This is a genomic window from Methyloversatilis sp. XJ19-13, assembly GCF_024580155.1.
GTDB lineage: Bacteria > Pseudomonadota > Gammaproteobacteria > Burkholderiales > Rhodocyclaceae > Methyloversatilis.
Map to the genome: position 1 here is coordinate 266,866 of NZ_JANINH010000002.1, position 23,495 is coordinate 290,360.

At 65.3% G+C, this 23,495-nt stretch carries 21 protein-coding genes and 1 riboswitch; of the genes, 8 read left to right on the forward strand and 13 right to left on the reverse strand.

Annotation, left to right across the window (positions count from 1 at the left end; genetic code table 11):
• Positions 1-304 precede the first annotated feature (304 nt).
• The 4 genes from NMQ14_RS03795 to NMQ14_RS03810 all read left to right on the forward strand — a co-directional run bounded on the left by NMQ14_RS03795 (position 305) and on the right by NMQ14_RS03810 (position 6,233).
• On the forward strand, positions 305-1,039 hold the full coding sequence (locus NMQ14_RS03795) for a hypothetical protein (RefSeq protein WP_257093611.1): 735 nt from the start codon (positions 305-307) through the stop codon (positions 1,037-1,039).
• Between the two features lie 92 nt (positions 1,040-1,131).
• Positions 1,132-2,565, forward strand: a complete 1,434-nt coding sequence (gene thrC, locus NMQ14_RS03800) for a threonine synthase (RefSeq protein WP_257093613.1) — start codon at positions 1,132-1,134, stop codon at positions 2,563-2,565.
• A gap of 114 nt (positions 2,566-2,679) precedes the next feature.
• A complete protein-coding gene (locus tag NMQ14_RS03805) occupies positions 2,680-3,537 on the forward strand; it encodes an HDOD domain-containing protein (RefSeq protein ID WP_257093615.1) in 858 nt (285 codons plus the stop codon).
• A 142-nt stretch (positions 3,538-3,679) separates the two neighbouring features.
• A riboswitch (cyclic di-GMP riboswitch) is annotated at positions 3,680-3,770 on the forward strand.
• An 87-nt stretch (positions 3,771-3,857) separates the two neighbouring features.
• Positions 3,858-6,233, forward strand: a complete 2,376-nt coding sequence (locus NMQ14_RS03810) for a DUF1631 domain-containing protein (RefSeq protein WP_257093617.1) — start codon at positions 3,858-3,860, stop codon at positions 6,231-6,233.
• Between the two features lie 13 nt (positions 6,234-6,246).
• On the opposite strand, the gene NMQ14_RS03815 is transcribed toward NMQ14_RS03810, so the two are convergent.
• Positions 6,247-6,579, reverse strand: a complete 333-nt coding sequence (locus tag NMQ14_RS03815; RefSeq protein WP_257093619.1) for a hypothetical protein — start codon at positions 6,577-6,579, stop codon at positions 6,247-6,249.
• Positions 6,580-6,734: 155 nt separating this feature from the next.
• Between NMQ14_RS03815 and NMQ14_RS03820 the strand changes: the two genes are divergently transcribed.
• The 4 genes from NMQ14_RS03820 (at position 6,735) to NMQ14_RS03835 (ending at position 8,770) form a co-directional block, all read left to right on the forward strand.
• Complete coding sequence (locus tag NMQ14_RS03820) at positions 6,735-7,250, forward strand: DUF3106 domain-containing protein (RefSeq protein ID WP_257093621.1); 516 nt, start codon at positions 6,735-6,737, stop codon at positions 7,248-7,250.
• Between the two features lie 20 nt (positions 7,251-7,270).
• Positions 7,271-7,864 carry a sigma-70 family RNA polymerase sigma factor gene (locus tag NMQ14_RS03825; RefSeq protein ID WP_257093623.1) on the forward strand — a complete coding sequence of 198 codons (594 nt, stop codon included), beginning with the start codon at positions 7,271-7,273 and terminating at the stop codon, positions 7,862-7,864.
• Positions 7,857-8,159 carry a hypothetical protein gene (locus NMQ14_RS03830; RefSeq protein WP_257093625.1) on the forward strand — a complete coding sequence of 101 codons (303 nt, stop codon included), beginning with the start codon at positions 7,857-7,859 and terminating at the stop codon, positions 8,157-8,159. The genes NMQ14_RS03825 and NMQ14_RS03830 overlap by 8 nt, the downstream gene beginning before the upstream one ends.
• A 68-nt stretch (positions 8,160-8,227) precedes the next feature.
• The gene (locus NMQ14_RS03835) at positions 8,228-8,770 is read left to right on the forward strand and encodes a hydrolase (protein ID WP_257093627.1); all 543 of its coding nucleotides are present in this window, start codon (positions 8,228-8,230) and stop codon (positions 8,768-8,770) included.
• Here the strand turns inward: NMQ14_RS03835 and NMQ14_RS03840 are convergent.
• From NMQ14_RS03840 to NMQ14_RS03895, 12 genes are all read right to left on the reverse strand, one after another.
• On the reverse strand, positions 8,767-9,807 hold the full coding sequence (locus NMQ14_RS03840; protein WP_257093629.1) for an alpha-hydroxy acid oxidase: 1,041 nt from the start codon (positions 9,805-9,807) through the stop codon (positions 8,767-8,769). The two genes, NMQ14_RS03835 and NMQ14_RS03840, sit on opposite strands and share 4 nt — an antisense overlap.
• Before the next feature lie 2 nt (positions 9,808-9,809).
• Positions 9,810-10,493, reverse strand: coding sequence for a Fe2+-dependent dioxygenase (locus NMQ14_RS03845; protein ID WP_257093631.1), 684 nt, complete (start codon positions 10,491-10,493; stop codon positions 9,810-9,812).
• Between the two features lie 12 nt (positions 10,494-10,505).
• Positions 10,506-10,979: a hypothetical protein gene (locus NMQ14_RS03850; RefSeq protein ID WP_257093633.1), complete on the reverse strand. Its 474-nt coding sequence runs from the start codon at positions 10,977-10,979 to the stop codon at positions 10,506-10,508.
• Positions 10,980-11,220: 241 nt separating this feature from the next.
• On the reverse strand, positions 11,221-11,358 hold the full coding sequence (locus tag NMQ14_RS03855) for a hypothetical protein (RefSeq protein WP_190295037.1): 138 nt from the start codon (positions 11,356-11,358) through the stop codon (positions 11,221-11,223).
• A gap of 42 nt (positions 11,359-11,400) precedes the next feature.
• Positions 11,401-12,249, reverse strand: a complete 849-nt coding sequence (gene nadC, locus NMQ14_RS03860) for a carboxylating nicotinate-nucleotide diphosphorylase (protein ID WP_257093635.1) — start codon at positions 12,247-12,249, stop codon at positions 11,401-11,403.
• Between the two features lie 81 nt (positions 12,250-12,330).
• The gene (locus tag NMQ14_RS03865; protein ID WP_373457178.1) at positions 12,331-13,221 is read right to left on the reverse strand and encodes a DMT family transporter; all 891 of its coding nucleotides are present in this window, start codon (positions 13,219-13,221) and stop codon (positions 12,331-12,333) included.
• Positions 13,190-14,743, reverse strand: coding sequence for an NAD(P)H-hydrate dehydratase (locus NMQ14_RS03870; protein WP_257093639.1), 1,554 nt, complete (start codon positions 14,741-14,743; stop codon positions 13,190-13,192). The genes NMQ14_RS03865 and NMQ14_RS03870 overlap by 32 nt, the downstream gene beginning before the upstream one ends.
• A 54-nt stretch (positions 14,744-14,797) precedes the next feature.
• Entirely contained in the window at positions 14,798-15,463 is a 666-nt protein-coding gene (gene pdeM / locus NMQ14_RS03875) for a ligase-associated DNA damage response endonuclease PdeM (RefSeq protein ID WP_257093641.1), read from the reverse strand.
• A gap of 4 nt (positions 15,464-15,467) precedes the next feature.
• On the reverse strand, positions 15,468-18,170 hold the full coding sequence (locus NMQ14_RS03880; protein ID WP_257093643.1) for a ligase-associated DNA damage response DEXH box helicase: 2,703 nt from the start codon (positions 18,168-18,170) through the stop codon (positions 15,468-15,470).
• Between the two features lie 61 nt (positions 18,171-18,231).
• Positions 18,232-18,816, reverse strand: coding sequence for a DNA-3-methyladenine glycosylase I (locus tag NMQ14_RS03885; protein ID WP_257093645.1), 585 nt, complete (start codon positions 18,814-18,816; stop codon positions 18,232-18,234).
• On the reverse strand, positions 18,813-21,506 hold the full coding sequence (locus NMQ14_RS03890) for a GNAT family N-acetyltransferase (protein ID WP_257093647.1): 2,694 nt from the start codon (positions 21,504-21,506) through the stop codon (positions 18,813-18,815). The genes NMQ14_RS03885 and NMQ14_RS03890 overlap by 4 nt, the downstream gene beginning before the upstream one ends.
• Positions 21,507-21,761: 255 nt before the next feature.
• On the reverse strand, positions 21,762-23,435 hold the full coding sequence (locus tag NMQ14_RS03895; RefSeq protein WP_257093649.1) for an ATP-binding protein: 1,674 nt from the start codon (positions 23,433-23,435) through the stop codon (positions 21,762-21,764).
• Between the last annotated feature and the right edge of the window lie 60 nt (positions 23,436-23,495).

A 23,495-nucleotide genomic window follows, 5' to 3' on the forward strand; every position in this document is an offset into this window, starting at 1 on the left:
TTCGAGGAGAGCAATCGTATTTTCAGTACATTAACAACTGGGAGACGCGCTATGAAAGTGGCTGCTAGCTCGAAACTGATGAATTTTCTGAAAGTGCCCAAGGATCGGGAGCAACTTCGCCAGGCCATGCAATCGGTGACCTCGGGCCGTGAGCCGGATGAGGTAACAATAGAGCTTAGTAAAGGCAAGGTTCGAATCTCTGTGGTCCCGATTCGTACGGTGCGGGGTGGTGACTAAGGATCTGTCAGCCCACCCAATTCAACGTGGCAACACGGCAGCGGAATGTGCTTGCTGAGCACTGCTTATGAATATCGCGCTACCGACAGTTATCTTGTTTCTACTTCTACTTCCAGGTTTTATACTGCAGGCGGAATTCAGACGACCTGAACGTACCGTACTTGACACCCTTCCATTTAGCCGGTCGATCACTAACGCTATATTGCTGGCCTTCGTTCTGAATGGGTTGGGAAGTGTATCCGTCGAAATTTTCACACCTTGGATTGTGCGGGTCGATGACTTGCTGTTATTGATGTCGGGTGACCGCGCAGTTGGCTACGCCGATGCGGTGACCAGGGTGGCTTCTCACCGTAATGCGATAGCTGCTTATTTCCTGATTCTATACTTTGCGGCTTTTCTCGTCGGCCGCGCACTGCGCGGCGCAATCACTCACTTCCGTCTAGACCGGGACGGTACAATACTTTCACGTTGGTTTCGTTTTGATACACCGTGGTATTACCTGTTGAATGGTTACGATGCCGATACGCCACCGGATGGGGTTTTGGTTGCGGCAGTGGTTGAAGTTGGAGGGAGTGCCCAGCTTTATTTAGGGCGCCTCGTAGAGTTTTTCCTGAACCCAGATGGTTCAATTGACCGGCTTGTTCTTGAGGATGTGTCGCGTCGAGAAATATCGCAGGACGCGAGCGAGACCTTCGACCAGAAAAATCGATTTTATCCCATCAGGGGCGATTATTTTGTAATATGGGCATCAGAAATGAGAACCCTTAATGTGCATTATCTGCGACTTGAAGAAGTTTCTTGACCAAGACTTCAGGGGAGAGAAAGTCTGTGGCCACTAGATTTTTATTATTTTTCAGATTGGTTTGCAGCCACTTCCGATATCAGTAAATATCAATGTATTACGTATCCACCCGCGGCCTCGCGCCGCAGAAGCGCTTCACCGACATCCTGCTGGGCGGACTGATGGAGGATGGCGGTCTCGCCATGCCTGTGCACTACCCGACGTTCACACCGGCCGAGCTCGGGTCCATGCGCGGCATGGATTACCGCCAGCTGGCCTTCGCGGTGCTGTCGCGCTTCGCCGACGACCTGCCGTCCGACGACCTGCGCACGCTGATCGAACGCACCTATCGGCCCGAGGTTTACTGCAACACCGTGTCGGGCTCCGACGCCCGCGACATCACGCCGCTGTACACGCTGGAACCCGACCTGCATCTGCTCGAACTGTCGAACGGCCCGACGCTGGCGTTCAAGGACATGGCGATGCAGTTGCTCGGCAACCTGTTCGAGTATGCACTGGCGAAAAATGGTGCCGAGCTGAACATCTTCGGCGCCACGTCGGGCGATACCGGTTCGAGCGCCGAATACGCAATGCGCGGCAAGCGCGGCATCCGCGTGTTCATGCTCAGTCCGCACGGCAAGATGAGCCGCTTCCAGAGCGCCCAGATGTTCAGTCTCCAGGACCCGAACATCTTCAATATCGCGGTGCGCGGTGTGTTCGACGACTGCCAGGACATGGTGAAGGCGGTATCGAACGACCTCGATTTCAAGGCGAAGTACCGCATCGGCACCGTCAATTCGATCAACTGGGCGCGCGTGTCGGCGCAGGTTGTCTACTATTTCAAGGCGTACTTCGCCGCGACGCAGCGCGATGACCAGCAGGTGAGCTTCACCGTGCCGTCCGGCAACTTCGGCAATGTGTGCGCCGGTCACATCGCCCGCATGATGGGCCTGCCGATCCGGCATCTGGTGGTGGCCACGAACGAAAACGACGTCCTCGACGAGTTTTTCCGCACCGGCGTCTATCGGCCGCGCGGCAATGCGGAAACGCTGCACACCACGAGCCCGTCGATGGATATTTCCAAGGCGAGCAATTTCGAGCGCTTCATCTTCGATCTCACCGGTCGCGACACCGGGCAGGTGAGGGCGATGTGGGGCGAAGTCGATCGCGGCCGCCCGTTCGATCTGTCGGGCACCGGGCTGTTCGGCAAGGTCGCGTCCGAGTACGGCTTCCAGTCCGGTTCGAGCAACCATGCCCATCGTGTCGCCACGATGCGGCTGGCGCATCAGCGCTGGGGGCGCGCCATCGACACGCATACCGCCGACGGCCTGAAGGTGGCGCTGGAGCGGCGCGAAGCCGGTGTGCCGATGGTGGTGCTCGAAACTGCACTGCCGGCCAAGTTCTCGGAAACCGTGGTCGAAGCACTGGGCTGCGAGCCGGTCCGCCCGCACGGCATGGAGCACCTCGAATCGTTGCCGCAGCGCTACGAGGTGATGGGTACCGACGTGGCCGCAATGAAGGCCTTCATTGCCCGCAACACTGGATAATCGGCAGGCAGGCAGCAGCGCGGGCGGAATCGGGGATCAAGTCCGAACCGCACGCTGCCGTATACACAGGCATCGAACCACATGCGCACCGCGGTGCGTCACGGAGAACATGTCATGGGTGAGCCGGTGAATTCATCGCTTGAGGCACTGCAGCGGCTTTCAGCCGAACTTGAATCGGGCGACATCGTCTTCCCGACCAGCATTGATGTGTCGCTTCGCATCCGGCAGGCGCTTGAAAATCCCGATATCAACGTCAATGAGGTGTGCCGGCTGGTTGGCGCCGAGCCGGTGCTCAGCGCGAAGGCGCTGCGCCTCGCCAATTCGGTCGCCTACAACCGCAGCGGCAACGAAATAACGGACGTCCGCACCGCGGTGACGCGCGTCGGTACCGAGCCGATCCGCATGCTCACGATGTCGCTCATCGTCCGCCAGATGGTCGATGCGCGCGCCGACGAACGTCTGCGCGTCCTGACGCACGACCTGTGGCGGCACACCATCCACGTTTCGGCGCTGAGCTACGTGATCGCGCGTCGCCTTTCGCGGCTGAACGCCGATACGGCCATGTTCGCCGGTCTGGTCCATGAGATCGGCCAGTTCTACCTGCTGGCCCGCGCATCGGCCTTTCCTGCGCTGCTGCAGCGCGAAGCCGAACTGGGTGGGCTGATGTTCAGTTTCAGCCAGAGCGTCGGCCGCGCGGTGCTCGAATCGCTCAAGGTACCGGAGCAGGTCATCGCAGCCGTCGATGCACCGTCGTTCGAAGGTGCCGTCGTGCCGCCCCGTTCGCTGGGTGATGTGCTGTTCCTTGCCGAGAGCATGGCGGCATTTCCGAATCCGTTCACCACGCTGTCGCCGGAAGAAGACGGTCTGCTCGCCGACGCGGCGACCTCGGACATCGACAACGAAACGCTGGAAGCGGTGGTTGCGGAATCGAAGGAAGAGATCGATTCCATCATCGCCACATTGCAGATTTGAGAGCTTGGATCTGTTCTCGTTTGATGGGTGCGTCGCGTTGCCCAGCGATGCGCCGACTGTAAAAGTGATGTACGAATCAAATTCTTGCAGACCCTAAAGTCGGGCGCAGCGCAGTCGTTAAATGATGTGACGACATATTGAAGCTGAACCAGGGCAAACCCACCGAAAGGTGGCGACGCAAAGTTTCCGGTCTACCGGGTGCCCCGGCGCCCCACGACAGCGGGGCCGCCGCGAAGCTGTACCCCGCCTCGCGTCCGGTCCTGACTTTGCGCCCCGTTTCAGCCTTTACCGACCGCCGTGCGCGGCCGCAAAGGTGAATCATGAGCGCTGTACCCCTGCCGAAACAGACTGCCGTACCGCCCGAACGAGGGCGGGTGATCAGCGACTGCCGCGATTTCACGATCCGGCGCCTGCGTGATTCGCTGCGCGGCATGCTCGAAAAGATCGAAGAAGATCTGGTCGCCCGGGCCGAGGCGGAACTCGATCGCGACCAGCGCAACCTCTACATGTTCACCTGCGGCAAGGCCCGCCAGCAGTGGGCCGGCATCGAACAAACGTTCATCGACCACCTGACTCGCTATTTCGACGCGCGCGTACGCGGCGAGCCGGTCGAATCGTCACGCTCAGCGGTACCGACTTCACTTGACGAACTCAGCCTGGTGGGCGAAGACGACCTGACTCAGGATCTGGCTGTCCATGAACTCACCCGCAAGCTGAAGGAACACTGCGACGAGGAGCTGTTCGGCGTCGAACAGCGTCTGGGTTCACTGCTCGGCAAGTCAGACCCGACCGATCAGGACAATCCGCTCGGCACCGAAGGCGTCGCCAAGGCGCTGCGCGCTGCGTGCGAAGAGGTCGATGCCAGCGTGCAGATGCGGCTGGTGCTGCTGCAGTCGCTCGAATCGCAGATTTCACGCGAACTTTCAAAGCTTTACCAGGACCTCAACGTACGACTGCAGCGGCAGAACGTCCTGCCGGGACTGCGTCGCGGCTTCCGCCGCAACGTCGGAGCACGCGCCGGCGTGGCGGGCGTACCGCCCATGCAGGGCAATGGCGCAGCCGGCGATCCGGCGGGAATGGTCAGCGGTGGTTTTGCGCAGTCTGTAAGCGGGCAGGGTGGCTTTCCTTCGACAGGCGGCGCCCAGGACGCAGGCTTCACCGCATCGATGCCCGGCTTCGGCATGTCGTCCGTGAGTGGCGGCTTCGGCGAGCAAGCTGCGTTTGGCGCTGCTGCGGACGCTGACGGCGATATCTACGCCATGCTGTCGCAACTGGTCCAGGGCCAGATGGCGGCACAGGGCATTACGCTGCCGCCGATCGGCGCAGCCGGAGCAAACCCGGCCGGGCTGGCGTCGCCCTTCGTGTTCGAGGCGCTCAGCGCACTTCAGTCCGACGCCGACCTTTCTGTGCCGGCCGCTGCGTCCTTCAACCTCGGCATTCCGCCCAATCTGCTGCGCAATTTCCGTACCTCCGAACTGGGCCGCCATCTCGGGCAGTTCGATGCGATCACGGTCGACATCGTCGCCATGCTGTTCGACCTCATCTTCGACGACGCCGATATCGCCGATCCGATCAAGGCGCTGGTCGGCCGGCTGCAGATTCCGCTGGTCAAGGTGGCCATGCTGGACCGCAGCTTCTTCTCCAGCAAGGCGCATCCGGCGCGCCGACTGCTCGACCTGATTTCCAACTCGATGATGCGCTGGGGGCGCGACGTCGGTCACGAAGACCCCCTTTACATCAAGCTGGCGGAAATCGTCGACCGCATCCTGCGAGATTTCGATCGCGATCTGAGCCTGTTCGAGGCCTGCAGCGAAGACCTGCGCGCCTTCGTCACCGAACTGGAAGCAGACGAGACGCAACGTGCGGAAGCCGCGGCGCTGATCGCCAGTGCGCGCGAGCAGGAACGACTGCGCCGCGAAGATGCGCGGCGAGCCGCCGACGACGAAATTGATGACCGGTTGCGCAAGCCGCTGCCCGGTGTGGTGCAAAGTCTGCTCGATGGCGTGTGGCGGCGGCTGCTGCGCAAGCATGTCGATACCGGTCCGGATGCGGCCGTTGATTACCAGCAGGCGCTCGCCACCATCGACGAACTGATCTGGAGCGTACAGGCCAAGGCCGATGCGGACGAACGCCGCGCCCTCGTGGTGGCGCTGCCCGGTTTGCTGCGCCGCCTCAACCAGGGCTTCGACCTGGCAGGCGCCCATCCTGCCGACAAGCTGATGCTGCTCAACGGCCTGTTCGACCTGCACGCACAGTGGCTCAAACCCGGTGCGGTGACAGCTCCACCGGCAGTTGAACAGTGGGTACCCGAGGCCTACTCCGCGAATGACGATGTGCCGGCACCGGAAGTGGTCAGCGAGCATGTCGAGCAGGACGGCCTGGAGCTCAATGACATTTCATTGAACCTGCCGTCACCACTCGACATCCAGGAGCAGGACCGTGTGTTCGAACTCAAGCGCGGCGACTGGATCGAGTTTCGCCAGGTTGACGGCAGTTTCGTACGCATGCGCCTGAACTGGGTCAGCCCGCAACGCGGCATTTACCTGTTCACCAATCCCGGTTCGACGCGGGCCACCTCGATCGCACCTGACGCGCTGGCGCTGCAACTGGCGAACGGCGAAGCACGCGTGGTCGACAATCAGCCGATGTTCGACCGGGCGGTCAGCCAGGCGCTCGGCCAGCAGCGCGCGCATTAAGGGCTGCTGACCGTCAGCGACGCAGCTGACGATCATGCTTCTGATGCCGGATGCTGGCATTGGCGCGATCCTGCATGCGTTCCATCCTGACGGCTTCCTTGTGATCGATCGCGCCATCGGCCATTGCCCGGCTGTCCACGCGATCGATATGCGCCTGCTGATGTTCCAGCCGGGCGGCTTCGTGCGCGGTGACCGCCCCCTTTTCGATTCCGCGGTCGATCCGCGTTTCCTGTCTGTCCTGCCGGTTGTCGATGCGGGTTTCCATGCGATCGGACAGCGTGGGCTGAGCGAGTGCCACGGTGCTGAAGGCAAGGGCGAGCAGGGCGGCGAGCGGAAGGGCTTTCATGGTGGTCTCCGGAAGATCAGCGGCGTGCGAATGCATCGCCTGCATCGCTTGAACGCTGCGCGCCCGCAGGTCCTTACGTCGCCCGTATGTAAGCGGATGCAAGGTTTTGCGGCGGCCCCGGATGTCGCGTAAGAATCCGTCGTCCCGCGCGTTCAATGCTGGTGACCGTGATGCCTGGAACCAACTTGTTCACACTCTCCTCCGACGACGCCATGGGCCGGCCGTACCTCCCGATTCCGATCCTGCTCCTGATCGTGTGCGTGCTCGCGTTCGGGATCCTGTCGGGCAGCGCACAGGCCGCGCTGCCCGAAGTACCCGACCCGCAGACCTGGAGCACCCTGCCGGCCGCCGAGCGCGATGCGCGTGCCGGCGCCCTGCGCGAGAAGCTGCGTGCCGCCACGCCGGACGAGCGCCGGAAGTTTCGCGAACGTCTGCGCGAACGCCTGTCGGCGTTGCCGCCGGAGCAGCGGCGCGAAATCGCTGACCGGCTGCGCGAAGACTGGAAAGCCATGAGTGACGCCGATCGGGATCGCCTGCGTGCCGAGCGACGGGAATACATCCGCTCCTTGTCGGCAGAAGAACGCGAGGCCCTGCTGCGCGAGCGGCGCGAACTGCTGGACCGCATGAAACCTGAAGAGCGTCGCCGATGGCAGCGCGAGATCGGACGCTAGACCTGTGGCCGCAGACATCCGTGGCTGCTGAATTCGGCCTGCCGGCACTCGATGGCCTGCTGCCGCGCGCCTGGCGCAGTGACGCTGCGTTGCTGCAGCAGGCGCATGCGGGGACGCGGGCCGCCTCCGAGGAACTGGTGCGACGCCTGCTGCCACGGGCCCATGCACTTGCGTGGCGGCTGACCGGCAACAGGGCGGACGCGGAGGATGTCGTGCAGGAGGCATTCTGTCGTCTGTGGCAGCACGCGCCGCGCTTCGAGCCCCGCGCTTCGGTGTCGACCTGGTTCCTGACCATCGTGCGCAATCTGTGCATGGACCGCTTCCGCCGCGAGGTGGAGCGCGCAGACCCATCCGTGCTCGACGATCTGGTTGATCCGGCAGCCACACCGGAGCAGCACTGGCTGGCGGGCGTACGCAGCGCGCGACTGCACGAGGCCCTCGAGCGGCTGCCGGCGCGCCAGCGCAGCGCGCTGATGATGTGGGCGTGGGAAGAATGCGACATCGCGGCCATTGCACACGAACTGGGGCTGGCAGAAAATGCGGTCCATCAACTGTTGTTCCGGGCCCGGACCCGGCTCAAGACCCTGCTGTCAGGAGGGGACGCACATGACTGAACCACTGCCGGGTGTCACACCGGATGCCGCGTCGGGCCCGTTCGCAGACGATGCGCTGCGCAGTGCGCTGCGCGAAATGCCCGAACCGACGCCGTCACACGACCTGCAGCAACGGCTGCTTGCCGGTGCACCACATCGCCGCCCGCGCGTGCTGCGTGGCTGGATGACCGGGCTGGTGCTGTGTTCCATGCTGGCCGCGGTCGCGCTCGGCGTGATCGAATACCGTGCCTGGCAGACCACTGAAGAACTGGCCCGGCTGGACGAGCTGTCGGTGGCGTCCATGCTGCTGCTCTGAGCCGGGCGATGCCGGCTGTCATCAAGGGCTGTTAAGCTCTTGTGCAACAAGGATGGACGGAGTGTTCGATGCTGATTGACCGCCACGGATCGTCGCTGCTGCTGATCGACATGCAGGAGCGCCTGTTGCCCGCGATGGATGACGCTGAACGCCTGCTCGACAATGTCGTCTGGATGGTGCGCATCGCGCAACGCCTGTCGGTTCCGGTTTCAATCTGCGAGCAGAATCCGAAAGGTCTGGGTGCGACGGTGCGGGCGCTGCGCGACCTCGTACCGGCTCAGTCCATCGCGCCCAAGATGCACTTTTCATGCGTCACCGATGGCTGCCTGGACACGATGACAGGGCTGCTGCGGCCGCAGGTCGTGATCTGCGGCATCGAAGCGCATATCTGCGTGCTGCAGAGTGCGCTGGACCTGCAGTCCAGCGGCAAGCAGGTGTTCGTCGCCGCCGATTGCATCGCGTCACGCGACCCGTCCAACCGCCTGGTGGCCATCGACCGCATGCGTCAGCACGGCGTAATCGTGGTGTCGCGCGAAATGGTGGCATTCGAATGGCTGGGTGCGGCTGGCTCGGACGAGTTCCGCGAAATCAGCCGGACTTTCCTGCGCTAGGGTCTGCCGGGGCGGATAGCTGCCACGCTGGCATGGCCGCACAGCGCCATGCTCTGTTCCAGTTCGTCGCGCAACAGGCGAATGACGTGCGCAACACCGAGCGCACCGTTGCCGGCCAGCCCCCAGATGCACGGTCGCCCGATCAGTACCGCATGCGCGCCCGCCGCCAGTGCGCGATGCACGTCGATGCCATTGTCGATGCCACTGTCGAGCAGCACCGGCACACCGGGCCCGACGGCGCTCACGACGGCCGGCAGCGCCGCCAGGCTGGCCGGTGCCCCGGGCAGCACGCGTCCGCCGTGGTTGGACACGACAATGCCGTCACAGCCCCGACGCACCGCTTGCACTGCGTCGTCCGGGTGGAGCACGCCCTTGAGCAGCAGGGGCAGCGACGTGCGTTCGCGCAGCCAGTCCAGATCGTCCCAGGTCGGTGCCTGCGCCATCCAGCCGTCGAACACCTGACTCTGGCCGTCGGCGATGGCGACCGGGCGCGCAGGTGCATCGAGATTGACTGCGCCGACCTGCACCGGCAGCGCCAGCGCGGTCTGCTTCACCGGCGCATCGACCGTGAACACCAGCGCGCGGGCGCCGGAAGCGATGGCGCGATCGAGCAACCGGCGTGTCGCTTCTCGGCTGCCTTGCCAGTAAAGCTGGAACCACGGCGCGCGCTCTGCGGCACGTGCGATGGCGTCGAATGGCCGACTGGCCAGCGAGCTGATGATCATCTGCCCGTCCTGCGCATTCGCTGCCATGGCACTCGCCTGTTCGCCATCCGGGTGATACAGGCGCTGATAGGCGATCGGGGCGAGCAGCATCGGATGGCCGAGCACCTCGCCGAACAGTTCGATGCGGGTATGGCCACCGCGCACATCGGTCAGCGGGCGCGGCGTCAGCGGCGCAGCGTCGAACGCTGCGCGGTTGGCGCGCCCGCACGGCGTTTCGCGGCCGTCGTCGAGGTAGTGCCAGAGTTCAGGGTGCAGGCGTGTGCGCGCCAGCTCGCGATAATCGCCGATGGAACGCGGCGCAGGGATGGTCACGTTCAGGTGTCACCCCAGCGGCGCAGCAGGTTGTGATAGACACCGGTCAATCTGACCATGGATGGCGTTTCACCCAACTGCTGGCGCAGCGCCAGCAATTCCATGTCGAGATCGAACAGCAGGCGTCGCTGTTCGGCGTCCCGCACCAGACTCTGGATGAACATGAAGCAGCCGATGCGCTCACCGCGCGTCACCGGCTGTACCTGATGCACCGACGACGACGGATAAACGACCAGACTGCCGGCCGGCAGCTTCACTTCATGACGGCCGTAGGTGTCTTCGATCACCAGTTCGCCACCGTCGTAATCGGCCGGATCTGACAGGAAAAGCGTTGCCGATATGTCGGCACGCACATAGCCGCTGCCATCGGGCAGTGCGCGCATCGAATTGTCGATGTGCGCACCGTAGCGGTCGGCATCGTCGGCGTAGCGGTTGAAGCAGGGTGGCACGATGCGGTGTGGCAGCACTGCGGTGAAAAACATCGGCGAACGGTTCAGTGCCGCCAGTACGATGCGCCGCAACTCCGGCAGCAGCGGCGCATCTTCGGCGATCTGCTGGTTGTTCTTGACGGTGACGGCCTGCGTGCCGGCGGTGGCCGCACCGCTCGACCACTCGGCACGGTCGAGCAGCGCGCGCACCAGGGCGACTTCATCGTTCGCCAGCAGATCGTCTATCGTCAGCAGCATGGGCAGCAAGGATCAGAAAGAATGGTTGCCCGGTAGCGCGCCCGCTCGGCCGGCTCCCGGAATGCGTTGGCCGCTGGCCGCATCGCACGACCCGCAGTCGTCGAAAACGACCTCGAGGACTGTGCCGGCACTGCTGGCGCTGGTGTTCTTCCGGGTATCGACATATTGCACGCCGCCACCGTCACTCGGTTCATGGGGCAGCGGGCTGCGAGCCCACGCAATGAAGGTGTGGCGTGGCGCATTGTCAAGTTTCTGTCCGGGCTGCACCACGTCGTTCGACTTCTTGAACCCGCTTTCCTGGAAGGTGTTACCGGCAAGCGGGTTCTGCCGCGACATCGCGCGGCCGGTGGCGCGCACTTCGGTGCCGAACAGCGCGCCATGGATCAACAGCGACCCGGCCAGCACATTCCGCTTGGCACCGGCTTCATGGCTTCGGGCGCGCTCAGGCTTCAGGTTCGAATCGGTCACAGCGACCGGCTGATTCATGCGTGCTCCTTGCGGGGGCGATGCCTTGGATGGGCCGGGTCATCTGCGCAAGAATGGTAATAGGAAGTTGAATGATTCTCAACCAAATTCAACATTTCGCCCGTTGCTTGAGGGCGGCAGACACCCGTACCCGGTCCCGCTCGAGGGCGTCGGGCAGACATCGACATGGGGAAAGCGGCTGCCGGATCAGGCAGCCGCTGCGGTGCTGGTCAGTCCGGAAACGTGCCGATCGAGGCGCCCACTACAGGTAGAGCACTGCGGGGAACACGGTCACGGCCAGCACGAACACCAGCCACTCGATGTTGTTGCGGGCGAGAAAACCGGTGAAGTGCAGGATGAGTACGGTGATTGCAACGATGTAATAGAGGATGAACCACATCAGACCGGGTCTCCGCAGGTTTCTGTCGCGTGTGCCGGACGCTCAGCGTTCGACATGACGAAGGGAAAGGTCGATCGCGCGTACGTTCTTGGTCAGCACGCCGATCGAAATGCGGTCCACCCCGGTTTCCGCAATGGCGCGCACCCGGTCCAGATCCACACCACCGGACGCTTCGAGTTCTGCCCGGTCGTCATTGATCGCCACTGCCTCGCGCATTTGGTCAATGCTCATGTTGTCCAGCAGCACCATGGTGGCTCCGGCGTCCAGCGCCTCGCGCAGCTGCGCCAGTGTCTCCACCTCGATCTGTATGAACGCGTTCGACGGTGCAATGCCGCGCGCCCGTGTCAGCACCGGGCGGATGCCGCCAGCCGCCATGATGTGGTTTTCCTTGATCAGGATGCCGTCATACAGCCCCATGCGGTGGTTCAGCCCGCCGCCGATGCGCACCGCGTACTTCTGCGCAAGTCGCAGCCCGGGCAGTGTCTTGCGCGTATCGACGATGCGCGCCGACGTACCCGAAATCGCATCGACGAATCGCCGGGTCATCGTGGCAGTGGCCGACAGCAGCTGCACGAAATTCAGCGCAGCACGTTCGGCCGTCAGCAGGGCGCGCGTTTCGGACAGGATTTCGCACAGCTTCTGGTCCGGCGCCACCCATTCGCCTTCCGGCACATGCCAGGCGACCGTCGCTTTCGGGTCGAGCGCGCGCAGGCAGGCTTCGAACCAGTCGCGACCGCACAGCACCGCTTCCTCGCGCGCCGTCACCAGGCCCTGCGCAGCACGCCCGGGCGGAATCAGGCGCGCCGTCAGATCGCCGGTGCCGACATCCTCGGCGAGCGCCTGCGACACATTGCGCTGGATTTCGATGGACAGCTGTTCATTTTCCCGCATGGCAGTGACCGGTAGATCGAAGCGGCGGATTCTAGCATCGCGCCCGTGCGCGCCATGCGGCGGCAGTCACACCGGACACGCTCAGCGTCGGTGCGCCAGCCAGACACTCAGCAGTCCGCTGGCCACGATGATGGCGGCCCCGCCGATGGCACTGGCGCCTGGCAGGTCACCGAACACCAGCCAGCCCATCAGCGTCGCCCAGACCAGTTGTACATAGATGAGCGGGCTCAGCGTCGACGCCGGCGCGAAAGCCATCGCGCGGATCAGCAGGAAGTGACCGGCCATGCCGGACACGCCCAGCGACAGCACGAGCAGGGTGTCCTGCCAACCCGGGATGTCACTGTGTGCAGCCGCCGGCAGCGCAACGGAAGAGATCCCGGCGCCGATCAGCGCGGTGTAGAACAAGGTGGTCAAAGGTCGCTCGGTCGGCGCCAGCGTGCGCGTCGCCAGCTGGTACAGCGCGTAAAGCAGCGAGCCGGCCAGCAGCATCAGCACCGGCACCAGGGGCAGGTCGCCATCGGGGCGGGCGATCAGCAGCACGCCGGAAAAGCCGAACAGCGCAAGCAGCCAGTGCGCCCCGGTCACCCGCTCGCCCAGCACGGGACCGGCCAGCAGCGTGACGATGAGCGGCGTGATGAAGAACAGCGACGTGCCTTCGGCCATCGGAATCGTGCGCAGGCCTCCCATGATCAGGAAGGACACGCCGGCCAGCAGCGCTGCACGCACGATCTGCAGCCGCCAGCGGGCTGTGACCACGAGGGTGCGTCCCATGCGCGGGTACAGCACGGCGCCCAGCACGATGGCCGGTACCAGATAGCGCGCCCAGACCAGAACGCCGACCGGATAACGCTGCGACAGGTACTTGCCGGTCGTGTCCAGTACAGCGAAGCAGAACAGGGCCGCCAGCATCAGCATGACGCCGATAAGCGGCTGCGAGCGGTCAGAGCGGGATATGGCTGACTTCCTGCAGATCGGTGCCGGCGATCAGCGCATTGAAGGCGGCGCGCGCCGATTCGATCACTTCGCCAGCGGTCAGGCCGTTCGGTCCCTTGCCGAGCGCGACCAGACGGTCGCCGGCCAGCCCGTGCAGATGCACGCCGCCGATCAGCGCCAGATCGGCCGGCCAGCCCTGCGCCAGCAGACCGGCGATCAGCCCGGTCAGCACATCGCCCATGCCGGCCGACGCCATGCCCGGATTGCCGGTGGTGTTGATGAACCAGCGTCCGTCGGCCAATGCGATCACGCTGCCGCAGCCCTTGAGCACGGTCGCGGCGTGGTAGCGGCGCGCGATGGCGCAGGCCGAGGCGATGCGGTCTTCCTGCACCTGCGGCGTCGTGCTGCCGAGCAGACGCGCCGCTTCGGTGGGGTGTGGCGTGAGCAGTGTCGGCGCGCTGCGGTCGTGCACCGCCTGTGCCAGATCCGGGTGTTGCGACAACAGATTCAGCGCGTCGGCGTCGAGCACCAGCGTGGCGGTGGTCGCAATCGCCTCGCGCATCAGTTCCAGCGCCGCCGGGCTCTGACCCAGGCCCGGTCCGATGGCGACACAGGTCGCCAGATCGCCAGTCAGGACTTCACCCGGCGAGCGGATCATCAGTTCCGGCTGTTCGGGATCGAGCGGCAGGGCGGCGTGGTCGAGCATGCCGACATAGACACGGCCGGCCCCCACCTTCAAGGCGGCGCGCCCGGCCAGCAACGCGGCACCGGCCATGCCGCGCGCGCCGCCGATCAGCACCGCATTGCCGTTGGTGCCCTTGTGACTGTTGCGTGCGCGCGGGCGCAGCAGGTGGTCGAACAGCGCGCGGCCGACCTGCCAGCCGGACGGCCGCGCGACCAGCGCGCAGTCGAGTCCCAGATCGTGCAGCGACAGCTCGCCGCAGTGGTCAGGCCCGTCCAGCGTCAGCAGGCCGGGTTTCAGCGCGATCATCGTCGCCGTGTGCGACGCACGGATGGCGCGACCCAGCACGCGGCCGGTGTCGGCGTTCAATCCGCTCGGCACGTCGATGGCCAGCACCGGGCAGGTCATGTCATTGACTGCGTCGATCCAGGCCGCGTGCTCGCCTTCGACCGGTCGGGTCAGGCCGATGCCGTACAGCGCATCGACCACCAGCGAGTACTCGCCCTGCGGCAGGCGCGGCAGGCGCGGCAGCGTGACACCGCCGATGGCACGCCACGATGCCCACGCTGATACGGCATCGGTGGCTTGCGCATGTTCGTCGCCGATATAGGCCACGACCACGTCGAAGCCGGTCTGACGCAGCTGGCGGGCGATCACGAAGCCGTCGCCGCCGTTGTTGCCCGGCCCGCACATCACGAGCACGCGGCCGTGCCGGCCACCCATGATTTCCATCGCCTTGGCCGCCCCGATCGCACCGGCACGCTCCATCAGGCGCGGTGAGCTGCGCGGTGCATAGTGCCGCTCGATGCGCCGCAGCGCCTCTGCGCTGTATAGCGCAGGCAGCGAGGCGGTGTTCAGGGCGTTCGGGCTGATTGGCATTCGGGTTCCGGGAAACGGGAGTCGCCGCGCGACGGATCACGCAAGCGCTGCATTTTAGGCCTTGCTGCGCCGGCGTGCCGAGGCATGCGGCACTTCCAGCACGCGGTCGGCGGCGGCGACGAAGCAGCGCATGCCGGCGTCGGGCTCCAGCGTCATGTGTCCGGTGAAGCTGCCGAAGGCCGGGAGCAGCCCGACATCCGGGCCGAAGGCAAAGCAGGGCAGGCGCAGCCGGTCGCCTCCCGCCTCGACGCGCAACGCCGGATGGACGTGGCCGGCCAGCACGTAATGGCCCGGTCGCGCATCCGGGTGATGGCACAGCGCGAACGGCGCCATCAGCATGGGCTCGTCGACCACGGTCAGCCCCAGTTCGGTCGGCACCCCTGCGTGCATGTCGTGGTTGCCGCGCACCAACACCCACTCGACGCCCGGTGCGCGCAGCCCGGCCAGCGTCGCCATCAACGCCGGCTGGCGTGCTTCGCGGGCGTGCAGCAGATCGCCGAGAAACACGACGCGGTCGGCACCCGTGCGGGCAAGCAGTGCCGCCAGCCGGTCCATCGTGTCGTCGCTGGTACCCGAAGGCACGGCCACACCGCGCGCGCGGAAGGTCAGACCCTTGCCGAAATGCGCATCGGCGATCAGCAGGGTGGATTGCGCCGGCCACCACAGCGCACGTTCGGCGAGCAGCGTCAGCGATTCGCCGGCAAGGTCGATCTGCAGCATGACTTCAGGGCCCGGCCGCTTTTTCCAGCAGCGCCACCATGCGTGCCACCCTCTCGGACAGCTGTTCGCTCGACAGCCGCTCGCGCAGCCGCGCCACCAGCAACGGAAACGCAAACGGGGTCATGGACGGCGGACGCGTGATGCAGTGCCGGGCGGCGCGCATCGCAGCCAGCGTGCCGGCGATGCGTTCGGCATCCAGTTCATCCTGCAGGGCTTCCTGCTTCGCCTGCTGCAGAAGCAGGTTGTCCGGGTCGTGGCGCGAAAACACGTCGAACAGCAACTCGCTGCTGACCTGAAGCTGGCGTGCGCTCTTGCCCTGTCCGGGATAGCCCTGGAAGGTCAGGCCGGCCACCCGGGCCACTTCGCGAAAGCGGCGGCGCGCGAGCTGGGCCGCGTTCAGGCAATGTTCGATGTCGGCATCCAGCGCGTCGCCGGACAGCAGACCGGCCGCGATTTCCTGCGCCCAGTCGACCGGCGAGGCCGACAACAGCTCGAAGCCGTAGTCGTTGAACGACAGCGAAAAGGTGATCGGCCGGCTGCGCGAAATGCGCCCGGCGAGCAGTGCGGCCAGCCCGGCATGCACCGGCCGGCCGGCGAACGGGAAGAAAAAGGCGTGATGCCCTTCGCGCGACTGCATGACTTCGATCAGCAGTTCGTCTTCGCACGGCAGCGCCGACCAGCCGCGCTGCACGTCGAGCAGCGGGCGCAGCGCCCGCATTTCCGGCTCCGGGTAGTCGCCTTGCGCGGCGAGTGCGATCAGCGTGCGGATTTCCTGTGCCAGTTCGCTGGACAGCGGCATGCGTCCGCCGGCCCAGCGCGGCACTGTGCCGCGCGCCGCGTTGCCGGCGCGCACCAGCGCCTGCATGTCACGCACCACGACCAGTTCGAGCACCCGGCCGGCGAACAGGAAACAGTCGCCCGGCTTCAGACGGCCGATGAAGGATTCCTCGACCTGACCGAGCCGGCCACCGGCCAGCGCCGCAGCGCCGGACGCGGGGGCGCTCTGACCGCCGCTTCCTCCACCGCTCTTTCCACCGCTCTTTCCACCCTTCGCCCAGCGCACATCGACCGCCGAATCCGCAGTGATGGTGCCGATCTGCATGCGGTGGCGGCGGGCGATGTCGGCGCGCGGCACGCGGTGGCGGCCATCGGCATCGCGTTCGACCTTGCGGTAATCCGGGTAGGCGGACAGCGACGCCCCGCCGCGGCTGACGAAATCCATCGCCCAGTCCCAGGTGCGGTCGTCCAGCGTGCGATAGGCATGGGTCGTGCGGATTTCCGCCTTCAGTGCGTCGGCGTCGAAACCGCCGGCCAGCGCCAGCGTCACCAGGTGCTGCACCAGCACGTCGACCGGCGCCTCGGGGCTGTGGCGCGGTTCGATGCGCCCGGCTGCGACTGCGCGGCGCGCGGCGGCCGAATCGATCAGTTCCAGGCCGTGACCGGGCACGCAGGTGGCGTGCGGCGTGCGGCCCGGCGCGTGGCCAGAGCGGCCGGCGCGCTGCATCAGCCGCGCCACACCTTTCGGCGAGCCCAGCTGCAGCACGCGCTCCACCGGCAGGAAGTCCACGCCCAGATCGAGGCTGGAGGTGCACACCACGGCGCGCAGCGTGCCGTTCTTCAGCCCGGCTTCGACCCATTCGCGCACCTCGCGCGACAGCGAGCCGTGATGCAGCGCGATCAGTCCTGCCCAGTCCGGGCGCGCCGCCAGCAACGCCTGGTACCACAGCTCGGCCTGCGACCGCGTGTTGGTAAACAGCAAGGTCGACGGACTGGCGTCCAGTTCGGTCAGTACGGCGTCGAGCAGTTTCACCCCCAGATGGCCGGCCCACGGAAAGCGTTCGGTGCGCGCCGGAATCAGGCTGTCCAGCCTGACCGGCCGGTCGACTTCGCTGGCGACCCGTGCGCCCCCCGGACCGCACAGCACCTCCATCGCATGGTCCGGATTACCCAATGTGGCGGACAGTCCCCACACCGGCAGCGCTGGATTCCACTCGCGCAGCCGGGCCAGCGCGAGTTGCGTCTGCACGCCGCGCTTGTTGGCGATCAGTTCATGCCACTCATCGACCACCACGGCGCACAGCCCGCCCAGCTGATCGCGCGCGGTGTCGTGCGAAAGCATCAGCGTGAGGCTTTCCGGCGTAGTGACCAGCGCCTGCGGCAACGCGCGCGCCTGTCGGGAGCGCTCGGCCGAACCGGTGTCGCCGGTGCGCAGGCCGACCTCCCAGTCCAGACCGAGCACGCGCGCCGACTCGCCCAGCGTCAGCGCGGTGTCCGCAGCCAGTGCGCGCATCGGTGTGATCCACAGCACGCGCAGCCCCGGGGCGGGCCGGGCCGCGGCCCGCAGCAGCGCCCCGAGCCACACCGCCAGGGTCTTGCCCGATCCGGTCCCGGCGTGCAGCAGGCCGCTGCAACCCTGCTGCAGATGTGCCCACACCGTGCGCTGGAAATCGAACACGCGCCAGCCGCGTTCGGCGTACAGGCCATCGATGCGCGCCTGCAGTGCGGCGACGTCGGGCAGCGCACCACCGGCACGCCGGGCACGTCGGGCCGGCCGGGGCGCCACGCGCTCGCCTGTTTGCCCGGCCGCCTGCTCGCGCTGCTGCTTCGCCCGCGCGGCGCGCAGCTGCCGGCCGAGCGAAGACGACGCGACAATGCGCCGGATGTCGGCACGCGTCGGTTCGTCGGACGGTATTTCCGGATCGGACATCGGGGGAAGGGGGCAGGCAGACGGTGCACAGACTATCCGTACGCCGCGCGGTTCGCGCGCTTCAGGCCAGGGGACGCACCAGTTCTCGGTGACGGAAGCAGTCGACCATATGGTCATTCACGACCCCAACCGACTGCATCCAGGCATAGACGATGGTGCTGCCGACGAAGCGGAAGCCGCGCTGGGCGAGCTGTTTCGACAGCTGGTCCGACAGGTCGGTCGTCGCCGGGCAATCGGCCGGCCGGCGCCAGTGGTTGATCAGCGGCTGGCCGTCCACCCTGTCCCACAGCAATCCGGCAAGTGTTTCGCCGCGCTCGTGCAGCGCCAGCAGCGCGCGCGCGTTACCGATGGTGGCATCGATCTTCAGCCGGTTGCGCACGATGCCGGCATCGGCCAGCAGGCGTGTGCGGTCCTCGTCGCCGTAGCGCGCGATGCGCCCGGCGTCGAAACCGTCGAAGGCGCGCCGATAGCCTTCGCGTTTGCGCAGTATTGTGATCCAGGCCAGACCAGCCTGCGCACCTTCGAGAATGAGGCGTTCGAAAAGCGCCGCCTCATCGCGCACCGGCACCCCCCATTCGGTGTCGTGATAAGCGACGTACAGCGGGTCCTGTCCGCACCAGCTGCAGCGGGCAGGCAGTGCGCTCACGACGGACGCAGTTCCAGTTCGCCGTTGAACAGCGAACTGTCTTCCGGGTCGCGATTGATGTGGAAACCCAGGCTCTGCACGAAACGCAGCATGCGTTCGTTGTTGGCGAGAAACACGCCTTCCATCACCTTGAGGCCGCGTTCGCGCGCCGCTTCGATCAGCAGATTCATCATCGTGCGGGCCAGGCCCTGACGCTGCCAGGCGTCGGCGACGACGATGGCGAATTCACACGATTCACCATCCGGATTGACGACATAGCGACAGACGCCGATCTGCTCTTCGCTGTCGCCATCACCGGTGATGGCCACCAGCGCCATTTCGCGGTCGTAGTCGATCTGCGTCAAGCGGGCCAGCAAAGGGCCCGGCAACTCCTTGATCGTGCTCATGAATCTGAGATAGCGTGTTTCCGGCGACAGGGCGCGCACGAAGTCGGCTTCGCGGTCGGAATCTTCCGGTCGGATCGGACGGATGATAGCGCGTGCGCCATTGGGCATATTCACCACGTGTTCGAGCCGCGCCGGATACGGGTGGATCGCCATGTGCGAGTAGGGCGTCGCGGTCGGCAACACGTCGGCGAGAATGATGCGCGCATCCACCGCCACGCAGCCGCTCTCGTCGACCAGCAGCGGGTTGATGTCCATCTCGCGTATCCAGGGCAGCTCGCACACCATTTCGGACACGCGGATCAGCACCCGTTCGAGTGCGTCCATGTCGATCGCCGGCATGCCGCGGAACTCGCCCAGCATAGCCGACACCCGGGTACGCTGGACGACATCGCGCGCCAGTTCGACATTGATCGGCGGCAGCGTGACAGCACGGTCGCGCAGCACCTCGATGCGGGTGCCGCCGTGGCCGAAACTGATGACCGGCCCGAACACATCGTCGTGCACCACGCCGACGAAAAGCTCGCGTGCATTGGGCTTGGTCACCATGGGTTCGATCGACACACCGGTCAGCCGGGCATCGGGTTTGCGCCGGCCGACTTCCGCCATCAGTTCCTGCCAGCAGTCGCGCACTGCGCGCAGGTTGTCGACATGCAGCCGCACGCCGCCGACATCGCTCTTGTGCGTGATGTCGGGCGAATCGATCTTCATGGCGACCGGCAAGCCCATTTCTTCGGCGTACACCATGGCTTCGGTCGCGCTGCGCGCGACCACGGTCTGTGCGATCGGAATGCGGAAAGCGGCCAGCAGCGCCTTCGATTCCATTTCGGTGAGCACGGTGCGCCGCTCGGACAGCGCCGTCTCGATCACCAGGCGGGCCGATTCAACCGATGGCGGATCGAGGTCCTGCGCCAGCGAAGCCGGTGCGTGGCGCAGCAGCTGCTGGTTCTGGTAATAGGACGAGATGTGATGGAACAGTTCGACCGCCGGCTCGGGCGAGCGGAAGGTCGGCAAATGCGCCGCCTCGAACAGCGCACGCGCGGCGCGCACCTGTTCGCCCCCCATCCAGCAGGTCATGAGCGGCTTGTGCGCGGTGGCAGCGATGGCGATGACAGTCTCAGCCACGGCAGTCGGTTGCGTCATGGCTTGCGGTGTCAGCAGCGTCAGCACGCCGTCGACACCCGGATCGGCCAGCACAGCCTTCAGTGCAGCGCCGTATCGTGCGGCATCGGCATCGCCGATCAGGTCGATCGGGTTGGCGTGCGACCAGGTGGGCGGCAGCGCGACATTGAGCGCTGCCATCGTTTCCGGCGACAGCGCCGCCAGTTCAATGCCCAGATCGGCCGCCCGGTCGGCCGCCATGACGCCCGGTCCGCCACCGTTGGTCACCACGGCGAGCCGCTTGCCCGAAGGCTTGAAACCAGTGAACAGCGCGTTGGCCGCAGAGAACATCTGGCCCATGTTCGACAGGCGCACCACGCCGGCGCGGCGCAGCGCAGCGTCGAACACGTCGTCCGAGCCCACCATGGCACCGGTGTGCGACGCCACCGCCTTCGAACCGGCCGGATGCCGGCCGACCTTGATCGCCAGCACCGGCTTGACCCGCGCCGCCGCACGCACCGCACTCATGAAGCGGCGCGCATCGCGGATGCCTTCGATGTACATGAAGATGCTTTCGGTACGCGGGTCGGCAATCATGTAGTCGAGGATTTCCCCGAAATCGACATCGATCGACGCACCCAGCGACACCACGGTCGAAAAGCCGACGCCATTCGTCTGCGCCCAATCGAGCAGGGCGGTGCAGATCGCGCCGGACTGCGAAATGAGACCGATGCTGCCCGGGATGCCTGCAGCGCGTGCGAAGGTGGCATTCAGGCCGATCGCCGGTCGCATGAGGCCGAGGCAGTTGGGGCCGATGATGCGTACGCCACTGCGCTTGGCCGCGATGCGGGTGCGCCGTTCCAGTTCGGCACCTGCCGGGCCGCATTCGGCGAAGCCGGAACTGATGACGACCGCCGACTTGATGCCGGCCCGGCCGCATTCCTCGATAAGTCCGGGCACCGTGGCCGCCGGGGTGCAGATCACCGCCAGATCGGGCCGCTTGCGCAGGTCATCGAGGCGCGCCACACACGGCACACCGTGAACCGAATCATGTTTGGGATTGATCGCATGCAGCGCACCGCTGTAGCGCGCGTCGAGCATATTGCGGATCAGGACCGCACCGATCGAGTCGTGCCGCTCGCTGGCACCGACGATGGCGACCGACTGCGGCTCGAACATGGACTTCAGATAGTGCTCGTACTGCATGGGGACTCCCTTGGCGCTGCGATGTCGTCAGCGGTGGTGGCGGTGATTGCCAGCCTTGCTGCTGCCGTACGCGGTGATACCCGGCACCTTGACCTCAGTATATTGCATCGCAACACAAGTTCCGCCCGTGGAAATCCATAATCTTCGTAAAGAATAAATTAAACTAATTTAATTATATTCTTGAGCAGGATTTCTAAAGTTGAATCTACAAACTTATAAATGTGCAATCGCAATATAAACACATCAAAACGGAACTCAACCAGCCGGATCGGGCAACGTGAAGTAGAAGCTCGCGCCTTTGCCGGGGGCGCCTTCGGCCCAGATGCGACCGCCATGGCGGTGCACGATACGCTGCACGGTCGCCAGTCCGATACCGGTGCCGCTGTTGTCGGCCTGATCGTGCAGCCGGTTGAACGGGCGGAACAGCTGTGACACGTGGGCCATGTCGAAGCCGGCGCCGTTGTCGCGTACGTGGAACACGACTTCGCGATTGCGCAGCCGGGCATCGAATTCGATCTCGGCCGTTGCGCAGGCGGCAGTGAAGGCCCACGCATTGCGCAGCAGGTGTTCGAGCATGACGCGCGCGAGTATCGGGTCGACGCGCGCCATCAGGTGCAAGCCGATCGACACGCGGGCTTCGCGTTCGGGCGCCTCCGCATGCAGCTCGCGCGCGATGGTGCGTGCAATCGCCGACAGGTCGACCACCACCCGGCTGATCGGCGCCCGCGTCAGCCGACCCAGTTCGATCAGGTCGTCGATCAGCGTCGACAGCTTCTGCGACGCCGCACGGATGCGTCCGAGGTGGCTGTGCGCCATCTTGTCGAGCTGATCGCCGTAGTCCTCGATGATGATCTGCGAAAAGCCGTCGATCGCGCGCAGCGGGTTGCGCAGGTCATGCGACACCGAGTAGGAAAAGGCCTCCAGTTCGCGATTCGACGCTTCAAGTTCAGCGGTACGCCGCTTCACGCGCCGTTCGAGTTCGGCATTCATGTCGTACAGCGTCGATTCCGCCTGCTTGCGCTGCGTGATGTCCTCGATGCTTCCGGACAGGCTCTCCAGACCGCCGCTGCCGTCGAAGCGGGCACTGATCGCGATTTCGAGCCAGCGCGCCGGCTGACCGGCAGTGTGGGTGCGCACCTCCACCTGCATCGAGTCTCGCCGACCGTCGAGCAGCGGTTCCAGGCGCGCCAGCAGATAGCGCGCTTCGTCCTTCGACAGCCAGCGCAGCACACGCTGGCCGATGGCCTGCGACACCGGCTGACCGGTCAGGTCTTCCCAGGCGCGGTTCAGGTAAGTGAAGCGGCCCCGCGCATCGATGCGGAAAATGACTTCGCGCAGGTGATTCACCATTTCGCGGTGGCGCGTCTCCAGCTCACGCAGCGCGCGCGTCGACTGCACGAAGGCACTTTCGTCGCGCCCGGTGCCGCGATAGCCGCAGAACTCGCCTTGCGCATCGGTCACCGGTCTGCCGCGCAGGTCGATGTGGCGTACGCTGCTGTCAGGGAGCCGCAGCACCAGATGCAGTTGCATGGGCTGACGCGCCTGGATCATGCGATGGCACTCCTCCCAGTCGCCGTGCACCGGGGACAGCGCGTCGATCTTCCAGAATTGAAGGCCATTGACCGCAACGATGTCCAGCGCATTGCCGAGCACCGGACGGGTCTGCGAAACGCGAAGCCTCATGCCGGAGTCGGTTTCCCAGTGCCAGTCTGCCGCGAGGTCGGCAAAGTCCTGCTGGCGCAGGTTTTCGTTGTCCTGGACGGACAGGCGCTCGGCGGAAAGGGTGAGCTGCCGTGCAGCCGCCGCCCCGATGCCGCTGGCAATGAGGAAAACGGCAAGACCGATCGGTACGGACACGCTGGCCGCAACAACGCCGGCAAGAATGGCCAGTGGCAGCGCCCGCCAAAGGAAGAAACCGCTGGCGGTCATGGGGGAGGCCGGCATATCGGCAGTGCGAAACATTGTTTTCCTTGAAGTGCCTAGGATGAT

What these genes read in the sequence shown, in the direction of transcription:
- NMQ14_RS03850 (WP_257093633.1), bottom strand. Translation starts at nt 10,979, where the DNA reads ATGAATCAGCCGGTCGCTGTGACCGATTCGAACCTGAAGCCTGAGCGC.
- NMQ14_RS03845 (WP_257093631.1), bottom strand. Translation starts at nt 10,493, where the DNA reads ATGCTGCTGACGATAGACGATCTGCTGGCGAACGATGAAGTCGCCCTG.
- NMQ14_RS03795 (WP_257093611.1), top strand. Translation starts at nt 305, where the DNA reads ATGAATATCGCGCTACCGACAGTTATCTTGTTTCTACTTCTACTTCCA.
- NMQ14_RS03810 (WP_257093617.1), top strand. Translation starts at nt 3,858, where the DNA reads ATGAGCGCTGTACCCCTGCCGAAACAGACTGCCGTACCGCCCGAACGA.
- NMQ14_RS03820 (WP_257093621.1), top strand. Translation starts at nt 6,735, where the DNA reads ATGCTGGTGACCGTGATGCCTGGAACCAACTTGTTCACACTCTCCTCC.
- nadC (WP_257093635.1), bottom strand. Translation starts at nt 12,249, where the DNA reads ATGCGGGAAAATGAACAGCTGTCCATCGAAATCCAGCGCAATGTGTCG.
- NMQ14_RS03815 (WP_257093619.1), bottom strand. Translation starts at nt 6,579, where the DNA reads ATGAAAGCCCTTCCGCTCGCCGCCCTGCTCGCCCTTGCCTTCAGCACC.
- NMQ14_RS03835 (WP_257093627.1), top strand. Translation starts at nt 8,228, where the DNA reads ATGCTGATTGACCGCCACGGATCGTCGCTGCTGCTGATCGACATGCAG.
- NMQ14_RS03870 (WP_257093639.1), bottom strand. Translation starts at nt 14,743, where the DNA reads ATGCCAATCAGCCCGAACGCCCTGAACACCGCCTCGCTGCCTGCGCTA.
- NMQ14_RS03830 (WP_257093625.1), top strand. Translation starts at nt 7,857, where the DNA reads ATGACTGAACCACTGCCGGGTGTCACACCGGATGCCGCGTCGGGCCCG.
- pdeM (WP_257093641.1), bottom strand. Translation starts at nt 15,463, where the DNA reads ATGCTGCAGATCGACCTTGCCGGCGAATCGCTGACGCTGCTCGCCGAA.
- thrC (WP_257093613.1), top strand. Translation starts at nt 1,132, where the DNA reads ATGTATTACGTATCCACCCGCGGCCTCGCGCCGCAGAAGCGCTTCACC.
- NMQ14_RS03890 (WP_257093647.1), bottom strand. Translation starts at nt 21,506, where the DNA reads ATGCAGTACGAGCACTATCTGAAGTCCATGTTCGAGCCGCAGTCGGTC.
- NMQ14_RS03895 (WP_257093649.1), bottom strand. Translation starts at nt 23,435, where the DNA reads ATGACCGCCAGCGGTTTCTTCCTTTGGCGGGCGCTGCCACTGGCCATT.
- NMQ14_RS03880 (WP_257093643.1), bottom strand. Translation starts at nt 18,170, where the DNA reads ATGTCCGATCCGGAAATACCGTCCGACGAACCGACGCGTGCCGACATC.
- NMQ14_RS03855 (WP_190295037.1), bottom strand. Translation starts at nt 11,358, where the DNA reads ATGTGGTTCATCCTCTATTACATCGTTGCAATCACCGTACTCATCCTG.
- NMQ14_RS03805 (WP_257093615.1), top strand. Translation starts at nt 2,680, where the DNA reads ATGGGTGAGCCGGTGAATTCATCGCTTGAGGCACTGCAGCGGCTTTCA.